Source organism: Paraburkholderia phytofirmans PsJN (assembly GCF_000020125.1).
Taxonomy (GTDB): Bacteria; Pseudomonadota; Gammaproteobacteria; order Burkholderiales; family Burkholderiaceae; genus Paraburkholderia; species Paraburkholderia phytofirmans.
The window spans coordinates 1,572,599-1,592,737 of sequence record NC_010681.1 but is presented as its reverse complement, the minus strand read 5'-3'; the positions used below and the strand labels follow the sequence as shown (position 1 = coordinate 1,592,737).

General features: G+C 62.5%; 18 protein-coding genes and 1 tRNA gene. 10 read left to right on the top strand and 9 right to left on the bottom strand.

Going from position 1 to position 20,139, the window contains the following annotated elements; all coding sequences use genetic code 11:
- Positions 1-10 precede the first annotated feature (10 nt).
- The gene (locus BPHYT_RS07040) at positions 11-1,102 is read right to left on the bottom strand and encodes an asparaginase (RefSeq protein ID WP_012432454.1); all 1,092 of its coding nucleotides are present in this window, start codon (positions 1,100-1,102) and stop codon (positions 11-13) included.
- 91 nt (positions 1,103-1,193) lie between these two features.
- On the bottom strand, positions 1,194-2,123 hold the full coding sequence (locus BPHYT_RS07035; protein ID WP_012432453.1) for a LysR family transcriptional regulator: 930 nt from the start codon (positions 2,121-2,123) through the stop codon (positions 1,194-1,196).
- Between the two features lie 125 nt (positions 2,124-2,248).
- Here BPHYT_RS07035 and BPHYT_RS07030 point away from each other — a divergent pair, with 125 nt between their 5' ends.
- Entirely contained in the window at positions 2,249-3,160 is a 912-nt protein-coding gene (locus tag BPHYT_RS07030; RefSeq protein WP_012432452.1) for a DMT family transporter, read from the top strand.
- Between the two features lie 17 nt (positions 3,161-3,177).
- Here BPHYT_RS07030 and BPHYT_RS07025 read toward each other — a convergent pair whose 3' ends face one another.
- The 6 genes from BPHYT_RS07025 to acs all read right to left on the bottom strand — a co-directional run bounded on the left by BPHYT_RS07025 (position 3,178) and on the right by acs (position 10,490).
- Positions 3,178-4,440: an MFS transporter gene (locus tag BPHYT_RS07025; protein WP_012432451.1), complete on the bottom strand. Its 1,263-nt coding sequence runs from the start codon at positions 4,438-4,440 to the stop codon at positions 3,178-3,180.
- Between the two features lie 121 nt (positions 4,441-4,561).
- A complete protein-coding gene (locus tag BPHYT_RS07020) occupies positions 4,562-5,695 on the bottom strand; it encodes an acyltransferase family protein (RefSeq protein ID WP_012432450.1) in 1,134 nt (377 codons plus the stop codon).
- A 110-nt stretch (positions 5,696-5,805) separates the two neighbouring features.
- Positions 5,806-5,896: transfer RNA gene (locus BPHYT_RS07015), tRNA-Ser, on the bottom strand.
- Between the two features lie 60 nt (positions 5,897-5,956).
- Positions 5,957-7,975, bottom strand: a complete 2,019-nt coding sequence (locus BPHYT_RS07010) for a sodium:solute symporter family protein (protein WP_012432449.1) — start codon at positions 7,973-7,975, stop codon at positions 5,957-5,959.
- Positions 7,976-7,979: 4 nt separating this feature from the next.
- Positions 7,980-8,360: a DUF4212 domain-containing protein gene (locus tag BPHYT_RS07005; protein ID WP_012432448.1), complete on the bottom strand. Its 381-nt coding sequence runs from the start codon at positions 8,358-8,360 to the stop codon at positions 7,980-7,982.
- 147 nt (positions 8,361-8,507) lie between these two features.
- A complete protein-coding gene (acs, locus tag BPHYT_RS07000) occupies positions 8,508-10,490 on the bottom strand; it encodes an acetate--CoA ligase (RefSeq protein WP_012432447.1) in 1,983 nt (660 codons plus the stop codon).
- A 504-nt stretch (positions 10,491-10,994) separates the two neighbouring features.
- Here acs and BPHYT_RS06995 point away from each other — a divergent pair.
- The 9 genes from BPHYT_RS06995 (at position 10,995) to BPHYT_RS06955 (ending at position 18,753) form a co-directional block, all read left to right on the top strand.
- Complete coding sequence (locus tag BPHYT_RS06995) at positions 10,995-11,909, top strand: DMT family transporter (protein ID WP_274378462.1); 915 nt, start codon at positions 10,995-10,997, stop codon at positions 11,907-11,909.
- A gap of 306 nt (positions 11,910-12,215) precedes the next feature.
- Positions 12,216-12,827, top strand: coding sequence for a TIGR00645 family protein (locus BPHYT_RS06990; protein WP_012432445.1), 612 nt, complete (start codon positions 12,216-12,218; stop codon positions 12,825-12,827).
- Between the two features lie 55 nt (positions 12,828-12,882).
- Positions 12,883-14,406 carry a fumarate hydratase gene (locus tag BPHYT_RS06985; protein ID WP_012432444.1) on the top strand — a complete coding sequence of 508 codons (1,524 nt, stop codon included), beginning with the start codon at positions 12,883-12,885 and terminating at the stop codon, positions 14,404-14,406.
- A gap of 189 nt (positions 14,407-14,595) precedes the next feature.
- Entirely contained in the window at positions 14,596-15,075 is a 480-nt protein-coding gene (gene bfr, locus BPHYT_RS06980; protein ID WP_012432443.1) for a bacterioferritin, read from the top strand.
- Between the two features lie 176 nt (positions 15,076-15,251).
- Positions 15,252-16,106, top strand: a complete 855-nt coding sequence (murI, locus tag BPHYT_RS06975; protein ID WP_012432442.1) for a glutamate racemase — start codon at positions 15,252-15,254, stop codon at positions 16,104-16,106.
- 215 nt (positions 16,107-16,321) lie between these two features.
- Positions 16,322-16,558, top strand: a complete 237-nt coding sequence (locus tag BPHYT_RS06970; RefSeq protein WP_012432441.1) for a (2Fe-2S)-binding protein — start codon at positions 16,322-16,324, stop codon at positions 16,556-16,558.
- A 266-nt stretch (positions 16,559-16,824) separates the two neighbouring features.
- On the top strand, positions 16,825-17,559 hold the full coding sequence (locus BPHYT_RS06965; RefSeq protein WP_012432440.1) for an energy transducer TonB: 735 nt from the start codon (positions 16,825-16,827) through the stop codon (positions 17,557-17,559).
- 26 nt (positions 17,560-17,585) lie between these two features.
- Positions 17,586-18,317 (top strand): MotA/TolQ/ExbB proton channel family protein, encoded by a 732-nt coding sequence (locus BPHYT_RS06960; protein WP_012432439.1) that lies wholly within the window; start codon positions 17,586-17,588, stop codon positions 18,315-18,317.
- 16 nt (positions 18,318-18,333) lie between these two features.
- Complete coding sequence (locus BPHYT_RS06955) at positions 18,334-18,753, top strand: ExbD/TolR family protein (protein ID WP_012432438.1); 420 nt, start codon at positions 18,334-18,336, stop codon at positions 18,751-18,753.
- Between the two features lie 354 nt (positions 18,754-19,107).
- Here the strand turns inward: BPHYT_RS06955 and BPHYT_RS06950 are convergent, their stop codons facing one another.
- Positions 19,108-20,097 carry a LysR family transcriptional regulator gene (locus tag BPHYT_RS06950; RefSeq protein WP_012432436.1) on the bottom strand — a complete coding sequence of 330 codons (990 nt, stop codon included), beginning with the start codon at positions 20,095-20,097 and terminating at the stop codon, positions 19,108-19,110.
- Between the last annotated feature and the right edge of the window lie 42 nt (positions 20,098-20,139).

Below are 20,139 nucleotides of genomic sequence, written 5' to 3'. Positions count from 1 at the left end.
CTGCGGTCGTTCATTCAATCGCGGCTTCCGGTGCGCGTTGGAGTGCAACCGAAAATGTTATCCGGCTCGTTTGTATGCCCATCGTGTTCAACATCTTCGGTGCGTGGAACGCCGCGAGTTTCGCTCGTTGTTCCGGTGTCCCGATCTCCAGCAACGCGAGCACTTCCGCCACCACCGCATACAGTATCCCGACGTTGCCATCCTCGATCTTTACCGCGAAGCCCAGCGCGCCTTGCGCGCCTGCCCTCTTCGTCTGCTCCGACGCCCGTACGCCTATCGCGTAGCTGCCGTCCGCGCCGACCTTGCCGACCAGCGCGCCGTCGAATGCCTGCATCAGCTGCGTGCAGAAGCGGCCCTCGCCCGCTACCCATTCGGGATACATTGTCATCGCGCGGTAGATTCGGGCGAGTGCTGAAGTGCGCGATGTGACCGACTGTGCGCCCGACGATACCTCGTCTTCTGCGGCGGCCAGCTTCGCGAACAGGCGTGCGAGGCGATCGAGCGGAAAAGCCGGTGTCGGTAGATTGCAACCATCGGTCGCCCATTGCACTGCTTCGTCGGGCAGGTCGCAAACGTCCGCGACCGTGTGTTTGACTCGCACCTGCAATGGATGGTCCGGTCGTTCATAACCCTCCATCGACGCTCCGATCGATTGTGCACCGGCCAGCATGCCCGCGTGTTTGCCGGAGCAGTTGCTGCACACGCCGTCCGGCTTGAAGTCGCGTTTGAGCCAGTCGATGTAGACGGCGTCGGATAACGGGGGATGGCCGCCGCAGCGCAGATCGGCTTCGCTCGCCTGCGCCTTGGCGAGCATCTGGCGCGTGCGCTCGATGTGGCGCGCCTCGCTGCTGTGCGAGGCGCACATCAGCGCAAGGTCGGCTTCGTCGAAACCGAAACGCTCCAGTGCGCCGGTCTCCAACACCGCCAACGCTTGCGCGGGCTTCGCGGCGGAACGCGCCAGCGTCATACGCGACGGATCGCCGAATGAAGCCAGCAAGCGGCCGCTCGCATCGACCACCGCGACGTGCGCTACATGCGTGTTCTCAATCGAAGCGCCACGATAGACAGTCGCCGCAGTCGGCCCGGTTTCGCGCGTGCTCATGCTGGTTCTCCTCGTAATCGATCGAATCGCTGGGCCTGCATTGAATCATGACTTACGCGGGCAATTCCGCTTTCGTCCAGCGCGGTGGTTCTCATGCGGTATCCAAGGTGTCGTGCAGATGCTCGACGAGGTAGTCGATCAATGCCCTCACCTTCGGCGGCAAGAATCGATTTGGCGGATACAGCAGCCACACCGAGCCCACGTAAGCGCGCGCTTCGAGATTCCAGTCGGGCAGAACCTGCACGAGCGCGCCGCTTTGCAGTGAGTCTGCTGCCGCGAATTCCGGTACGCACGCAACGCCGAAGTCCTGCAGCGCGGCTTCGAGTCGCGCGCCGGCATGGTTGGCGATGTAGCGACCTTTCACGTCGACGCTCTGTGTCTCCGTGCCGCGGCGAAAGCGCCAGCGGTTGTCGTCGGCGGTCTCGCCCAGGTAGATGCAGGCGTGCTTGTGCAGATCGCGCGGCTGCGCCGGTGTGCCGCGCTCACGCAAATACGCCGGCGACGCCACCAGCAGCCAGCGCACCGCGCCCAATCGGCGCCCCGCGAGTCCCTGCGGTGGATGCTCGGTCAGGCGGATTACGAGATCGACATCGTCGGCGAGCGGATCGACGTCGTGATCGGTGAACAGGAGTTGCAGGTCGACTTCGTCGTAAGCGCGCAGGAAGCCGGCGATCAGCGGGTGGATCACGGACCGCGCGAACTGGGTCGGCGCGCTCACGCTCACCTTGCCTTGCGGTCTGCCCGCCAGTTGCCCGGCGGCGTCGACCGCGCCCGACGCGGCGCTCACCATGTCGCGACAGAATCGCACCACCTGAGCGCCCGATTCCGTCACCCGCACCGTGCGCGTGGAACGCTCGAGCAAACGTGTCGCCAGCGCGTCTTCGAGCCGCTTGATCTGACGGCTGACCGTCGAAGGCGTGCTGCCGAGTTGCCGCGCCGCCACCGAGAAGTTGCCGGCGTCGACGACGCGCGCAAAAACCGCCATGTCCGGCAGCAAGGCGAAAAGCTCGTTTGGAGTCATCGTTCCGGGTCCGTGAGCGCGACCAGCTATTAATGCATTTTGGACATAAACGCTGTGCGCCGAGATCCGATTATCGCGCGTTGCGCAAAGTTCGACAATACGCCTTATTAGCTCGAGGTCCGTCCATGTCGAAACAAGAACGCCTGCTCATGTTGTCCGATCTGATGCTGCTCGCCGTCGCCGTCGTCTGGGGCACCAGTTACGGCGTGGTCAAAAGCGCGCTGGTGTTCTATCCGGTGCTGGGTTTGCTTGCGCTGCGCTTTGGCATCACTTTCGTGCTCCTGTCGCCCGCCTTGCGCCACCTGCGCGCCACCGACGCCCGCACGTTGCGCGGCGTGCTGTTCTCCGGCGTGCTGCTGCTCGGTATCTTTCTCTGTGAAACCTTCGGCATCCTGATGACGCGTGCGGCCAACGCCGCGTTTCTGATCAGCTTGTGCGTGGTGTTGACGCCGCTCGTCGAATGGTTGCTGCTCAAGCGCAAGCCGAGCCGCGTCGAATGGGTGGCAGTGGCGCTTTCGCTGCTGGGCGCATGGCTGCTCGCCGGCGACGGTGAACTGAGCCTCAATCCCGGCGACGCGCTAATTCTGCTCGCCGCGCTGCTGCGCGCGTTGACGGTGTGTGTGACCAAACGCGTGATGCGCGATTCGGCGCTGCCGCCGCTGTCGGTGACTGTGGTTCAGTCTGGCGTGGTGGCATTCGGCAGCGCCGCAGCCGCCTGGTTGTTCGCGCCGCAGCAATGGCAGGCTGTGCCCTCGATTGCGGGACACGCGGCGTTCTGGGGCTATGTCGGCTATCTGGTGATCGCGTGCACGCTGTTCGCGTTCTTTGCGCAGAACTTCGCGATCAAGCGCAGCAGCCCGACACGCGTCTCGCTGCTGATGGGCAGCGAACCGGCGTTCGGGGCATTGTTTGCCTGCATCTGGTTGGGTGAGCGAATTTCGGTAAGCGCGTGGGTCGGCGGCGCATTGATCGTCGCGGCATCGATTCTGGCGACCGTGCGATGGACCGCGTTGCGTGTGAGCGCCGCACAGGCCTGAAGCAAGGGTTGCGTCGATCAGGGGCTCGGCGCCAGTTCCTCTTCGCGCTCCAGCGAGCGCGTGCGTCTGAGTTCCGGGAAGAAGCGCATCCAGAGCAAGGCGACCGCGATGGTCGCCACGCCGCCGACCAGCACGGCCGGTTGTGCGCCCCACCAACCCGCCGTCAAGCCGGATTCGAATTCGCCCAATTGATTCGACGTCCCGATGAAAAGCGAATTGACTGCGCTGACGCGTCCCAGCATTTCGTCCGGTGTGCGCAGTTGCACGAGCGACAGACGCACGACCACACTGATGGTGTCCGACGCGCCGAGCACCATCAGCGCGATGAGCGAGGCGAGAAATTGATGCGACAGGCCGAACACGACCGTGGCCGCGCCGAACGCGACCACGCCGCCGAACATCGCCGCGCCCGGCCGGTTGCGCAGTGGGAAATGCGCGAGCCAGACGGTGCCGGCGAGCGCGCCGATGGCGGTACCCGAACGCAACAACCCTAGCCCGAGCGGCCCCGTGTGCAGGATATCGCGCGCGAAGATCGGCAACAGCGCAGTCGCGCCGCCGAACAGCACGGCGAACAGATCGAGCGACAACGCGCCGAGAATCACCGGTTCACGACGAATGAAGGCAATGCCCGAGAACACCGATTCAAGCGTGACAGGTGCGCGGTTCGCCGGCTTTGTCTGTAGCGAGATGCCCGACACCGCTGCGGCTGCGGCCGCGAACGACAGCGTGCAAGCAAGATAAGCCGCACCAGGGCCGATGCCGTAAAGCAGACCGCCCAGCGCCGGGCCCGCGATCTGCGCGGTCTGATTTGCCGACGTGGCCCATGCCGTCGCTTTGGGCAACTGACCGCGCGGCACGACGCCCGACAATAGCGAAGCCACCGCGGGCGATTCGAAGGCGCGCGCCGCACCGACGCATGCGGCCAGCACATAAATCACGGGTGCGCTGATCCAGCCGCTGAAGGTGCCGACAGCGAATAACAATGCAGCGACGCTTTCGAGGCTTTGACAGATGGCCGCGATACGGCGGCGGTCGTAACGGTCGGCGACATGGCCGACCACGAGCGTCAGCACGAACATCGGCAGAAATTGCGCGAGGCCGACCAGACCGAGTGCGAAAGCGCTATGCGTGAGCGCGTAGATGTGCCAGCCCATCGCCACGGCGAGCATCTGGAACGACAGCGACGAGAGGATGCGAGTGCACCAGAAACGTTGAAATGCGGGGTGTTTCGGCAAACTAACGGAAGAGGTGCCGGGCGGTTCGGCGGGCGCTGGAGGCATGGCGTTCGTGCTCTTGACTGGGCGGACTTGGGCGGCCGCTAGTGTAGAGCAAGATGATTTGTTTTGGGTTACGGCCTTGCGCGGCACACGTCGCCTGCAGCGACGAATCGGCTCGCCGCCTTCAGGCGAGAACCGCCGGACGCGCCCGGGTGAATCGGGATTCGACGAGCAGGTACGAGAGGCTGCCGAGCGCCGCCGTCATCACGACACCGGCCAGTACCGCGACCAGGTACGCAAGCCTGATGTCCGCGAAATTGCGTTGCGCCAGCAGCGCGATGCTGGGATAGAACGGCACGTGCCAGATGTACAGGCTATAGCTTGCGCGCCCTATTGCAGTGAGCGGCTTGCATTCCAGCGCACGCACGACCGGCGAGCGCGCAGACGAATGGATGACCCGGTAAATCATCAATGCGACTGACACGGCGAGCAGCGTATAGCCGAACGTCTGAAGCCACGCCAAGGTTTTGAATGGGACATCTGAACATGCCAACGCTATCCAGATCGCCATGAACATCGCCACGCCGAGCACGCCGGCCGCCGCGGACTGCCTGGAACGAAGATGGGAAGGTACGAGTGCCAGCAGGCAACCTACTGCAATCGAGTCAATCCGGCAAAGCGTGAAGGTATAAATGCCGTTGTCGGAAATCCCGGCAAAATGGCACACCACTCTGAACGACATCGCCACCAGCAGGAGCACCACGGCCGGGCGAAAGTACGAATGGAACCGGGCGACGAGAATCGGGAACACGATATAGAAATGCCATTCCACGGCCAGCGTCCAGAAATGCGCCATGGTGAAATGTTGATCCGCCAGCGCGACCCGATCGCCGAATAGCGACTGCAGACTGGTCGTGAATGTCCATAGCAGGTACTCGTTTTTCAAGACCTTGCTATGCGGGTCGATCAGCAGTGCGATAAGCGTGAAGATCAACAGGCTCGCGACATAGGCCGGCAGCAAGCGGATTGCCCGGCGCTGGATGAATTTCGCGTAGGACGCGACTGAATTGACGGGCCGCTTTAATAGCGTCGTGGTGATGAGAAAGCCCGAGATCACGAAAAACACGTCCACGCCTATCCAGCCGGTCGACGCAATACGCACGATGCCGGACCATGCGCCACCCAACTGTGACAGGGGGCTGGAAAAATAGCTCGTGTAGTGGAACAGGACGACCAGCATCATCGAGATGGCTCGGAGTCCATCGAGGCCGGTCACGTAGCGCAAGGAGCTTGCGTCTCGGATGCTATGCGTTTCCATCCGCGCATTCTACAGATTACGGAAAGATTGCGGCGGTAAGGTTCGGCGGCTCTGGCAGGAAAACAAAAAGCCGTTGAATCCTTGGGATTCAACGGCTTATCATTCGGTCCTGGCGGAGAGACGGGGATTCGAACCCCGGATAGGTTATTAACCTATACACGCTTTCCAGGCGTGCGACTTAAACCGCTCATCCATCTCTCCGGCGGGGAGCCGAATTATAGCAAACTTCGCGCGCCGCGCCATACCCATGCGCGAACCGGCTTAAGGATGCCGGATATAGTCCACCAGCGCCCGCGTATAAGCGTCCGGTTTCCGGTCGATCAGGCTCACGCCGATCGCCACCAGAAACCCCGCCGGCACGCCGAATACGCCGGAACTGATCGGCTCGATCCCGAACCACCTCGGGCCGGCGAAACCCGTCATCTGCGTGAAGAACGGGTACGTCGAGACGATGTAATAGATGCACACCACCAGCCCCGCCACCATGCCCGCCACCGCGCCCAGGCGCGTGGTGCGCTTCCAGAACACGCCCAGCACCAGCACCGGAAACAGACTCGAAGCCGCCAGCGAAAACGCCGCGCCCACCAGAAACAGAATGTTCCCCGTATTCAACGACGCCACGTACGACGCGAACAGCGCCACCCCCAGCAACAGAATCTTCGAGATCGTCACGCGCCGCTGGCTCGACGCGTTCGGATCGACCATGTGGTAGTACACATCGTGCGACAAAGCATTGGCGATGGTGAGCAGCAAACCGTCCGCAGTGGAGAGCGCCGCGGCCAGCGCGCCGGCCGCGATCAGCCCCGACATCACATACGGCAGCCCCGCGATCTCCGGCGCGGCAAGCACGACCATGTCGGGCTGCATCTGAATCTCGCTCCACCGCACGATGCCGTCGCCGTTCGTATCGGCAAGACTGATCAGGCTCGGCTCGACCTTGCGCCACTGCATGAGCCACTGCGGCAAGTCCGAGAAATGATGGCCGACCAGGTTGGTCAATATTTCGTACTTGATCAGTACCGCCAACACCGGCACCGTCAGATAGAACAGCGCGACGAAGAACAGCGTCCATCCGACGGAGCGTCGCGCTGAAGCCACCGAGGTGGTCGTGTTATAGCGCGTCAGAATATGCGGCAGGCTCGCCGTGCCGAGCGACAGGCACAGCAGCAGCGAAAGAAAATTGCGTTCGTGGATGCGCCGGTCTTCATCACTCACGGCGGGAAACGGCTCATGCATCGGCACCGGTGCGGCTGCGCGCATCAGCATTTCATCGCGTCGCTGGGCCCAGACGATTTGCGCGGCGGCGGCATCGCGTGGAAACTGTTCGAGCGAGCGTTCACGCTCCTTGATCTCGCGCAGCGGGCCGTTATGGCGGCGTAGATCGGCGACTTCCTGCGTGAGACGCAGCTTCTCATCGACGAACGATTGCGGCAAGGTGTCGAGCCGCATCTGCATCAACGCGGCACGGCGGCGATAATCGTCGCGCACGGTCTGTTCGAGCGGATCGTCGCGCACCTGCTTCTCGAGGCCTTCGACCCGCTCCATCAAGCGGCCGTAATTGAATTGCGGCACCCAGCCGAGGCCGTCCTTGTGCGCGATCATCGACACGGGAATCAGAATCGCCGCGATCAGGATGATGTACTGCGCGACCTGCGTCCACGTCACGGCGCGCATGCCGCCGAGAAACGAACACACCAGAATGCCCGCCAGTCCGCAGAAGATGCCGACGGCAAAATCCACGCCGATAAACCGCGTCGCAATCAGGCCGACGCCCTGGATCTGCGCGACCAGATAAACGAACGAACACAAGACCGCCGCCAATGCGGCAAGGCCGCGCACGGCGTTGCTCGAAAAGCGCGTACCGAGAAAATCGGGAATCGTGTAGCGCGCGAGCTTGCGGACATACGGCGCGAGCAGGAACGCGACCAGACAATAGCCGCCGGTCCAGCCCATCAGATACGCGAGACCGTCATATCCGGTCGCATAGATCGAGCCGGCGAGGCCGATGAACGAAGCCGCCGAAAGCCAGTCGGCCGCGGTCGCCATGCCGTTGAAAGCGGACGGCACGCGCCGCCCGGCCACGTAATATTCGACCAGATCGGAAGTGCGCGACAGCAAGCCGATCACCGCATACACCGCAATCGGCACGAACAGGAAGACATAGCCGATCCACACGCCAGGACCGGTGGTGCGCTCGATGCGCCACATCACATAGATGAAAAGCAGGAAGCCGAGCGTGTAAAGGGCGTAGGAGCTGATCAGCCGGTTCGTGAGCTTCATCGGCTCAGCTTCCGGGCGCGATGGACGCATCGGCGGCGACGCCAGCGCCGGCGTCGGTATCCGCGTCGAAGGCGCGTTTGAGCTGGCGGTCGGCGCGCTGCATCAGCACGATATACACGACGATGAGCGCCAGATAGATCAGGATCGCGCCCTGCGCGCCGAAGTAGAACGGCAACCTGAAGCCGCCGATCCGCACGTGTGCCAGCGCGGGAGCCATCAACGGCAACACGAACGACACGATGAAGCCCAAGGTCATCAACGTCGCAATCAACGCGAGGTTGAAGCGCCAGTACTTTTGATGCGCGCGCGCCATCACTGCCGAGACCGCGGGCGGTTCCGGCAGGGGATTCAGCGTAGCGTGAGAGGAGTGGTGCGGCGCGGCCATGCGCCTATGTATCAAAAAGCCACCGGGCAGGCAATCGGGATTGTCCGCCCAGTGGCTTCAACAACCTGGCTTCACGATCAGCAATCTGCGTGGGACCAAGGATCCTGGTTCGATACGCCCTCGCCCTTCACACAGACCCAGGCAAGCTTAAAGCGACTCGCCGAGTTGATCGAGAATCGCCGGGTTCTCCAGCGTCGATACGTCTTGCGTGATTTCCTCGCCCTTCGCGAGCGAGCGCAACAGGCGGCGCATGATCTTGCCCGAACGCGTCTTCGGCAGGTTTTCGCCGAAGCGGATGTCCTTCGGCTTGGCGATCGGACCGATCTCTTTGCCGACCCAGTTGCGCAGTTCGTTGGCGAGCTTCACCGCTTCCTCGCCTTCCGGACGCGCGCGTTTCAGCACGACGAACGCGCACACGGCTTCACCGGTCGTCGCGTCGGGGCGCCCCACCACAGCGGCTTCCGCGACCAGCGGGTTCGACACCAGCGCCGACTCGATCTCCATCGTGCCGAGCCGGTGACCCGACACGTTGAGCACGTCGTCGATGCGGCCCATGATCGTGAAGTAGCCGGTGTCCTTGTCGCGCACCGCGCCGTCGCCTGCAAGATACAGCTTGCCGCCGAGTTCCTCGGGGAAGTAGCTCTTCTTGTAGCGGTCCGGATCGCCCCACACGTTACGCAACATGGACGGCCACGGACGCTTCACCACCAGAATGCCGCCCTGCCCGTTCGGCACGTCCTGACCGGTTTCGTCGACGACCGCGGCCATGATGCCCGGCAGAGGCAACGTGCATGAACCCGGCACCAGAGGTGTCGCACCCGGCAGTGGCGTGATCATGTGGCCGCCGGTTTCGGTTTGCCACCACGTATCGACGATCGGGCAACGGCTGCCGCCGACATTCTCGTAATACCAGATCCACGCTTCCGGGTTGATCGGCTCGCCGACCGTGCCGATGATGCGCAACGTGGACAGGTCGTAGCTCTTCGGATGCACTTTCTGGTCGGCGTCGGCGGCCTTGATCAGCGAGCGGATCGCGGTCGGCGCCGTATAGAACAGCGAGACCTTGTGCTTGGCGATCATGTCCCAGAAGCGGCCGGCGTTCGGATACGTCGGCACACCTTCGAACACGACCTGCGTGCCGCCGAGCGTCAACGGACCATACGTGATGTAGCTGTGGCCGGTGATCCAGCCGATGTCGGCGGTACACCAGAACACATCCGACGGCTTCCAGTCGAAGGTCCACTTCAGCGTCTGCGCGGCCCACAGCAGATAACCGCCGGTGCTGTGCTGCACGCCCTTCGGCTTGCCGGTCGAACCGGACGTGTAAAGGATGAACAACGGATGCTCGGCGCCGACCCACTCGGGCGCACATTGATCCGACTCGGCCTGCGTGAGTTCGTGCATCCACAGATCGCGGCCTTCGTTCCATGCGACCTTGCCGCCGGTGCGCTGATAGACGATCACGCTCGTGACTGCTTCGCAACCGCCCATTGCCAGCGCTTCGTCGGCGATGTTTTTCAGCGGCAAGGCTTTGCCGCCGCGCATCTGTTCGTCGGAGGTGACGAGCGCAACGGCGCCCACGTCCACCAGCCGCTCATTGAGCGACTTCGACGAGAAGCCGCCGAACACCACCGAATGCGTCGCGCCGATCCGCGCGCATGCCTGCATCGCGACGATGCCTTCGATCGACATCGGCATATAGATCACCACGCGGTCGCCCTTCTTCACGCCGCGCTTTTTCAGCGCGTTCGCGAAGCGCGACACACGCTGCAGCAGATCCTGATAGGTGACGTTAGTGACGGTGCCGTCGTCGGCTTCGAAAATGATCGCGACGCGCTCACCGTTGCCCGCCTCGACGTGACGGTCGATGCTGTTATACGACGCGTTGATCTGGCCGTCTTCGAACCACGTGTAGAACGGCGCGTTCGTTTCGTCGAGCACTTTGGTGAAGGGCGTATTCCAGCTCAGCGTCTCGCGAGCGAGGCGCCCCCAGAAACCTTCGTAATCGCTCTCGGCCTCGGCGGCCAGCGCGCGGTACGCGTCCATTCCGGAGATCGCGGCACCTGCCGCTGCTTCAGCGGAGGGAGGGAAAACACGGCGTTCGTGAAGAACCGATTCAATCGCAGACATCGACAACCCCTTGGTGAAGATGAAACGTAAAACCTGTGCCGGCGCGCCTCGCGCGCGCCCTCTGTCTTGTTGACGCCGCAACGAGCGGCGTGCTGTCTCCAACCCTCGCGCTTCGATCGCCGACCGATGCGCCGCGGCCTATCCGTCTGCATGCATCACTCATGCGGCACCGCAACATGAGTACATGCCAAACGACGTTCCGCTCTCACGCTCAAACATAAACGCTGCAACTTACCGGCCACTTACGTGCAATGCGCCGGATTGCCAGCGAAAACCCTAAGGCGGCTCACGCGACCCAAGCGTCGAATGATGAATGCAGCGCGAAGCAACGCATGCTACGCGCTGACCGACGATCATGTGTCTGAAGCCGCGCATAGATCGAGCGCGGAGCGAGCGCGCTGCATACCGCGACGCCGTGCGAACCCCGCATGCCTGCGACGCGCCCTTACGCTGGCTCGCACGGCCTTTTACAATGCTAACTGAACTAGCCGTCTGGATTCCAGCTTGAATCGTTACTCCCCGCGTCTTAATCGTTACTCCCTGCTTCTTATCACCTCGATGCTGCTGGTCGGCAGCAATGTCGGAATCGGTAAATCGATCGTTGAGTTCGTCCCCGTCCCTCTGTTCGCGCTGCTGCGCTTCATGATCGCAATGGCCGTACTGTGGCCGCTTCTGCGCATGTCCAGACTGCGCCGCGTGAAGCGCGGCGAATGGTTCAACCTGTTCCTGCAGGCTCTGTTCGGCACCTTCGGGTTTACGCTGCTGATGCTCGGTGGCGTGCAACGCACGAGCGCGGTCGCGGCCGGCGTCATCACGAGCACGATTCCCGCGGTCGTCGCGCTGCTCTCGTGGCTCATCCTCAAAGAGCGTCCGAACGGTCGGGCACTCGCGTCGATCGCGCTGGCGATCGTCGGCGTGGTCGTCATCAATCTCGCGCACGCGGATCGGAGCTCGGGCGGCGAGACGTCGTTCGCGGGCAACCTGATGGTGCTCGGCGCGGTGTGCTGCGAATCGCTTTACATCATCCTGTCACGGCGTCTCACGCAGACACTCGCACCGATCGACATCTGCGCGTACACGCATCTCTTCGGCCTTCTGCTGATGCTGCCGTTCGGCGCGAGCGCGCTGCTCGACTTCGACTATCGCGCCGTGCCGCTCAGTGTCTGGACGCTGGTGCTCTGGTACGGACTGTCGGCCAGCATCTTTTCGTTCTGGTTGTGGATGAAGGGCATCCGTCATGTGCCGGGCAGTCTCGCGGGCGTGTTCAGCGCCGTGCTGCCCGTGGCGGCCGCGAGCTACGGCATCGCGTTTCTCGGCGAGCGGCCCACCTTCGCGCACGGTATCGCGCTCGCCTGCGTGGTCACGGGGATCGGGCTGGCGAGCCTGAAGGTCAGAAGGGTGCCGTCAGCGACGTCGTGAGCGTTTAGGGACTCGCCGCCAGCCGGCGTCCGCAAGGTGCGCGGTCAAGCGCGCCGCCCGCCGAAGCGGCGCCACCCTGCCCGCCGCAATGCAGCAAACTCACCCGACGCTGTACAATAGCGCGCCTGATGCGAGCTTTTCCGGTCTTCTCTGGCCGTGCACCGCGCCGTCTGCGCCCTGGTCTGCGTGCCTGATCCAACGCGTGCCTGCCATGTATGTGCCGCGTACCGTGCATGCCGCGCCGGCGCATTCAGTCCGCGCATTTAGTCCATGTTCCGTCACCTGCGTTTCGTCCGACTCTTGCCCATGTCCGCTCCGCGATCCGACTCCGCCCATCAGCGCCGCCCGATGCGCCCGATCCCTTCCATCATCTTCATGAGCCGCTGGCTGCAGTTGCCGCTCTATCTGGGTCTGATCGTGGCCCAGGCGGTCTACGTCGTGCTGTTCCTCAAGGAAGTCTGGCATCTCGTCACGGCCTCCATGACGCTCGACGAAACCAACATCATGCTGGTCGTACTCGGTCTGATCGACGTGGTGATGATCTCGAACCTGCTGATCATGGTGATCATCGGCGGGTATGAAACGTTCGTGTCGCGCCTGGGCGTCGAGGGTCATCCGGACGAACCGGAATGGCTCGACCACGTGAACGCCGGCGTGCTCAAGGTCAAACTGTCGATGGCGCTGATCAGCATCTCGTCGATCCATCTGCTGAAGACCTTCATCAGCCCCGACCAGAATTCGACGCATACGATCATGTGGCAGGTGATCATCCACGTCGCGTTCCTCGTCTCGGCGCTCGTGATGGCGGCGGTCGACCGCCTCACCACGCACACGCATCCCAAACATTTCGAAGAGCCCGCCGTCCTGCACGCCGTGGGCTCCGTTAAAGGTTCCACTCCCCTGAAGGCGCACGACTGACCCGCCCTGCCCGGCGAGTCCGACAACAAGCGCCACCGTCCCCACTGAGCTAGCCATGACCGTCATCAAACAGGAAGATCTGATTCAGAGCATTGCTGATTCGCTTCAGTACATCAGCTACTACCATCCGCTCGACTACATCCAGGCTCTCGGCCGCGCCTACGAGCTCGAACAGAGCCCCGCCGCGAAAGACGCCATCGCGCAGATTCTCACCAACAGCCGCATGTGCGCCGAAGGCAAGCGCCCGATCTGCCAGGACACCGGCATCGTCACGGTGTTCGTGAAGGTCGGCATGGACGTGCGTTGGGACGGCGCGACGATGGGCGTCACCGACATGATCAACGAAGGCGTGCGCCGTGGTTATCTGAACCCGGACAACGTGCTGCGCGCGTCGATCGTGAGCCCGCCGGAAGGTGGCCGCAAGAACACGAAGGACAACACGCCGGCCGTGATCCACTACGAGATCGTGCCGGGCAATACGGTCGACGTGCAGGTCGCGGCCAAGGGCGGCGGCTCGGAAAACAAGTCGAAGTTCGCGATGCTGAATCCGTCGGATTCGATCGTCGACTGGATTCTCAAGACCGTGCCGACCATGGGCGCGGGCTGGTGCCCGCCGGGCATGCTCGGCATCGGTATCGGCGGCACCGCTGAAAAAGCGATGGTGATGGCGAAGGAATCGCTGATGGATCCGATCGACATTCAGGACGTGATCGCACGCGGCCCGAAGGACTGGATCGAAGAACTGCGCGTGGAACTGCACGAGAAGGTCAACGCGCTCGGCATCGGCGCGCAAGGTCTGGGCGGCCTCGCCACCGTGCTCGACGTGAAGATCATGGCCGCGCCGACGCACGCCGCGAGCAAGCCGATCGCGATCATCCCGAACTGCGCGGCTACGCGTCACGCACACTTCACGCTGGACGGTTCAGGCGTCGCCAAGCTCGAAGCGCCGTCGCTCGACGCATGGCCGAAGGTGCAGTGGGAACCGGATACCGAGAAGAGCAAGCGCGTCGATCTGAACACGCTCACGCCGGAAGAAGTCGCCGCGTGGACGCCGGGCCAGACGCTGCTGCTGTCGGGCAAGATGCTGACAGGCCGTGACGCGGCTCACAAGCGCATCGCCGATATGCTGGCCAAGGGCGAGAAGTTGCCGGTCGACTTCACGAACCGCGTGATTTACTACGTCGGCCCGGTCGATCCGGTGCGCGATGAAGCCGTCGGTCCCGCGGGCCCGACCACGGCAACGCGCATGGACAAGTTCACCGAGACGATGCTGTCGCAAACCGGCCTGATCTCGATGATCGGCAAGGCGGAACGCGGCCCGGTCGCCATCGAGGCGATCAAGAAGCACAAGGCGGCGTATCTGATGGCCGTGGGCGGCGCGGCGTACCTCGTGTCGAAGGCGATTCGCAGCGCGAAGGTTCTCGCGTTCGAAGACCTCGGCATGGAAGCGATCTACGAGTTCGACGTGCAGGACATGCCGGTGACCGTGGCCGTCGATTCGAACGGCACTTCCGTTCATCAAACCGGGCCGAAGGAATGGCAAGCAAAGATCGGCAAGATTCCGGTCGCGACAGTTTGAAGTATTGACATCCGCTGAATCATTCAAAGCCGGGGCCTGAAACCCCGGCTTTTTTATGATGAAATGAGAACGGTACGCATCACGCGAAAAACCCTCTGAAATCAAGCGAAAATCTGATTTTTTGGCTTGGCTTTTTGCGTTTCGCCGTTTATTGTTCTGGGAAATTCAAAGCCCCTATAAGGACACACCATGCAAGGCGACAAGAAGGTCATCGAATATCTCAACTCGCAGTTGAAGAACGAACTGACCGCCATCAATCAGTACTTCCTGCATGCGCGGATGTATAAGCACTGGGGTCTCGAGAAACTCGGCAAGCACGAATACGACGAATCGATCGGCGAGATGAAGCACGCCGACTGGCTCATCGAACGCATTTTCATGCTCGACGGTCTGCCGAATCTGCAGGATCTGCACAAATTGCTGATCGGTGAGGAAACGAAAGAAATCCTCGAATGCGATTTGAAGCTCGAACAGATTTCGCAGAGCACCTGTAAAGAAGCTATCGCGTATTGCGAAACGGTGCGCGATTTCATCTCCCGTGAAATCTTCACGAAGATTCTCGACGACACCGAAGAACATATCGACTGGCTCGAAACGCAAATCGACCTGATCGACAAGATCGGCATCCAGAACTACCAGCAATCCGCAATGGGCTCGGTCGAGTCCTGATCGACCCACGCTGCACCTACCCGCGCGCCGTTCATGGCTCAGCTTATTTGCGATGATCCACGCCGCGCGGGCGATATACTTGCGCACCGTCCCGTTTTTCCGAGTGTCCCTTGAGCGCCGTGCCGCACGCGTCCTCGCCGTCTATGCCCGCAGAATCCTCCACCGCGAATACAGGAATGTTCACGTCTGGCGCCGGAACGCGCACACCGGTCGGCATTTTCGATTCGGGGCTGGGTGGTCTGTCGGTGCTGCGGGCGGTTCGGGCACAACTGCCTGACGAAGCGATCCTGTATGTCGCCGACTCGCTCTACGCCCCCTACGGCGAGCGCGACGACGACTTCATCGCGGACCGTACGCTTGCGATCGGCGAATGGCTCGTCAAGCAAGGCGCGAAAGCGTTGGTGGTCGCCTGCAATACGGCCACCGCGCAGTCGATCGCGCTGGTTCGCGAAAAGCTGCCTATTCCTTTGGTCGGCGTCGAACCTGGCGTCAAACCCGCGGCGCTGCAATCGAAAACCCGTGTCGCCGGCGTCCTCGCCACACAAGTGACGCTGCGCAGCGCCCGCTTTCAGGCGCTGCTCGAACGCTACGCGGCGGATTGCCGCTTTCTCTGCCAGCCGGGCCACGGGCTCGTGCAGGCCGTGGAACGCTGCGACGTCGGCTCCGCGGAATTGCGTGCGCTGCTGCGCGGCTACCTGCAGCCGATGCTCGACGCTGGCGCGGACACGCTGGTGCTCGGCTGCACGCACTACCCGTTTCTCGATGCGGCGATTCGCGATATCGTCGGCGACCGGCTGATGCTGATCGACACGAGCATCGCCATTGCGCGGCAACTGGAACGCGTGCTCGACCAACACGGTTTGCGCGCGGTGCCGCCAAGCGCGGCTACTGTTTCGCCCCGCTTTTTTTCCACTGGCGACGGCACCCATCAGCAGCAATTGGCCGCCACCCTGCTGCATATTGACGCGACCGTCGAAACGGTGTCGATCCCCTCGCGCCGCACGGCAGCTCCCAACTCCCAAGCTGCATAAACGGGCTGCCAAGCGCCGTTTTCGGCCCAGCACGGGGACTTTGGCGAACTTTTCAGGTCATTTTCCCGCGCCGCCCGGCGACTCACTCGCCACCGCCTCATAGACGAAACCCTTCTAAGAGTCTGGTTTTGTTACAAAAAATCACGCAGGACGCTTGCCAAACGGCCCAAACAAAATGATAATAATTCGCATTAACGTTAGCTATGACGCCCGCCATGATTGTCTGTGTCTGCAAGTCTGTTTCTGACCGAAAGATCCGTGCTTCGATCGAGGAAGGCATGGATTCGTTCGACGAGCTCCAGTTCGAGCTCGGCGTCGCATCCTGCTGTGGCAAGTGCGCCGATTCCGTGCGCGACGTCATGATGAAAAGCGGTGTCTGCGCGAGCCGCTGTGGTTTTGAACATCACCCGCAAGCTGTTCCGCTGACGTTTTACGAACGCAAGGCGGCCTAAGCCAATATTTCGAGGCGCGGCTCCCTCTGCGCTTCGAGCGCTTCGGGCATTTCGCGTCCGATGCCGTTCTCGCTGTTCAAGCGTTATCCCACTGCCGTCAGCAAGCCAGTATTCGTACCAGCCAGCTACCCGCTCACCCGTCACAGGAGTTCGAGATGGAATTGCTGATTGGTTTCGTGACTACTTTGTTCATTTCGCTGCTGATTTTTCGAACATGACGATGTCCTGCCTGACGCGCTGCATCGACAGCGCGCCACCACGCTAACATGCCGGCCTCGCCTACCGTATCAGCCGGCGCCGTGCCGGCTTCGTCGACCCGATCGAACTCCCGCGTCCTGACCGCGACCGCCGTGGTTGCAGCGATTCACGTCGCGCTGCTTGCCGTGGTGATGACCTTGCGTCACGATCCCGTGCAGCCCGTTCTGGAATCGCGCGTCATGACCGCGCAGTTGCTGCCGCCGGCGCCGGTTGCCGCGCCGGTCGCGATTCAATCGATCGCGCCGCCGCCCACGCCGACACCGCCGGTTCGTACCAAACCGAAGGTCCAGCCGAAACCGACTCCGACACCCAAGCCGACGCCTACGCCCCTACCGGTGGCCGCCGCGCCGTCGCCGACGCCCGTCGCCGCACCCGATCCGACGCCGCCCGCGCCTGCCGCACCGGTTGCGCCGCCTGCCCCCGCTGCACCGGCAATCGGCCGTCAGACGATGGAGATCAGCGCGCCCAAAGACATGTCGCACCTCTCGTGCAATGTGGGCCAACCTGACTATCCGCCTCTCTCCAGGCGCCGCGGCGAGACTGGCACGGTGATCGTGAGCCTCGTGGTCGGCGTGACCGGCAAGATCGAAAACGTCGCGCTGAAAAAGAGCAGCGGCTTCAGCCGCCTCGACGACGCCGCGCTTGACGCAGTGCGCTCGAGCGCCTGCCAACCTTATCTTGAGAACGGGCAGCCGGTACGGGTCCCGACCAGCCAGCGTTTCAACTTCAGTCTGAACGATTGAGGCAGCTTTTAAAAAAAGGAATTGCAATGCAAAACTACGGACTGGCGCACGTCTGGGCGCAAGGGGATTTCGTGACGCGCGGCATCGCGCTCGCGCTGTTGATCATGTCGGTGATGTCGTGGAGCGTGATCGTCATCAAAGGCTGGAATGTGATGCGCCTGAACCGCCTCACGAAAAATGCGGAACAGGCGTTCTGGCATTCGGACGATCTCGCCGACGGCGTGAAGAAGCTCGGCGCCGGCTCGTCGACGCCGCATGACAATCCGTTCCTCGCGCTGGCGCTGTCGGGCCAGGAAGCGGCCGATCACCATCATCAGACGCAGCCGCATCTGCATGACCGCATGGATGTGTCGGACTGGGTCACGCGCTGCCTGAAAGACACGATGGACGAAAGCGTCGCGCGCATGCAGAGCGGTCTCGCGATTCTCGCGTCGATCGGCAGCACGGCGCCGTTCGTCGGCCTGTTCGGCACGGTGTGGGGCATCTATCACGCGCTGCTGGCCATCGGCGCGAGCGGCCAGTCGTCGATCGATCAGGTCGCCGGTCCGGTCGGCGAAGCGTTGATCATGACCGCGTTCGGCCTGTTCGTCGCGATTCCTGCGGTGCTCGGCTACAACGCACTGACGCGCGCCAACAAGGCCGTGGTCGCCAAGCTGAGCCGCTTTGCGCATGGCCTGCATGCATTCTTCGTGACGGGCGCGCGCCTGTCGTCGTCCAGGCGCGGCGACGGCCTGCGTCTCGCCGCACGCGCGAACTGATCGACGAGGTACTCCGATGGCAATGAGCCCCTTCGCCGGCGACGATGACGACGGCCTGATGAACGAAATCAACATGACGCCGCTCGTCGACGTGATGTTGGTTCTCCTGATCGTCTTCATGGTGACGATTCCCGTGATTCGACACGCTGTCAAAATCGATCTGCCGCACGCGAGCAGTCAGAAAGAAGACACCAAACCGGCGCAAGTGACGGTCGCGGTGGATGCGGACGGCAACGTCACGTGGGACGACAAGAAAGTCGACGAAGCCGCGCTGAGCGCGAAGATTGCGCAAGCCGCGCAAGCGAACCCACAACCCGAACTGCATCTGGACGCGGACCGCAAGGTTCCGTACGAGAAAGTGGCGCAGGTGATGGCGGCCGCACAAGCCGGCGGCCTCACGAAAATCGGCTTCGTGACCCAACCGAAAAGCAAGTGATGTGCTGAATAGGCCATGAAACAGGGGCCAAAAAGTAAAAGGCCTTCATCGTCAGATGAAGGCCTTTTTTTGTGCGCACTCGGCGCCTTCGGGCGGCGGGATCATTTGCCATCGGTCGAAGATTGATAGCTCGTCGAATCACCGCATGCGACAGCCGTGATCGACACGGACAGCGCGGTCAGCCCTATCAGGCCGGCTATGATAGCGGCCATGAGTTTCCGCATAAGAGACTCCTTAGCGAAGGGATTTCACTATAGGCCCGCGAGCCCGCGCAATCAAGCAAACGGCCATTGAAAGTACTCATGACAGGCCACGCTTAAATGCTAAAAGCGATGCCGCGGCCCGTAAGAAGTGCTATGACGCGATCGCGTACATCGGCTGCGCGACAGCGACCTTTTCTTCGCGGGCGGGACACTCGCCCATGATGTATTTGCCGTCGTCGGGATCGAGCATCTCGACCAGATAATCGACAAACGCGCGCACGGCCGGCACCATCCCCTGCCGCGACACGAATACTGCGTACAACTGCGGCGTCGGAAAGGTCCAGCCCGGCATTACCGGCGACAATTGCCCGGCTCGCAGCGCGGCGCCATACATCATCTCCGGCAGCGCCGCGATACCGACGCCGGCGAGCACCGCTTCACGGATCGTCATCAGATCGGCGGTCACGAGGCGCGGCTCGTGTTCGTGCGCGTGACGCGTGCCGTCGGGCGCGATCAGGTTGTAGACGTGGCGTCCGTCGCCGGTCGGCACGTCGAGCGTTTCGAAACCGTTCAGGTCGGCCGGCAGCAACGGCGGCGCATTCTGTTGCAGCAGGCTCGGCGCGCCGACCAGCATCTGCTGCGTGCGCCACAGCGGCCGCACGACGATGTTGGCGTTCTCGGGCGGATCGGAACGCACGCGCAGCGCGACGTCGATCGAGTCCTCGAACAGATCGACCACGCGGTTCGTCACGCGCATCACCACGCGCACTTCCGGATACCGATGCATGAATTCGGGCAGGATCTGCGACAGGATGGTCTGCGAGACCGTGACCGGCACGCTGACGCGCACCGTGCCGCGCGGCGACGAGCGCAGTTGCTGGACGACATTGACGGCCGCCTGCGCCTCGCTCAGCATCGCCTGACAATGTTGATAGAACAGTTGACCGGCTTCGGTGAGCGCCAGCTTGCGGGTGGAGCGCTGCAGCAGCCGCACGCCGAGCGACGCCTCGAGCTCGGTCAGCCGGCGCGACAGGCGCGACTTGGAAATCCCCAGCACGCGTTCGGCGGCGGAAAAGCCGCCATGTTCGACGACCTGCGAAAAATACATCAGGTCATTCAGATTGTGTGAATCGATCTTCATCTCATCGTTCCAGTAATAGAACAATCCATTGCGTGAGGACGG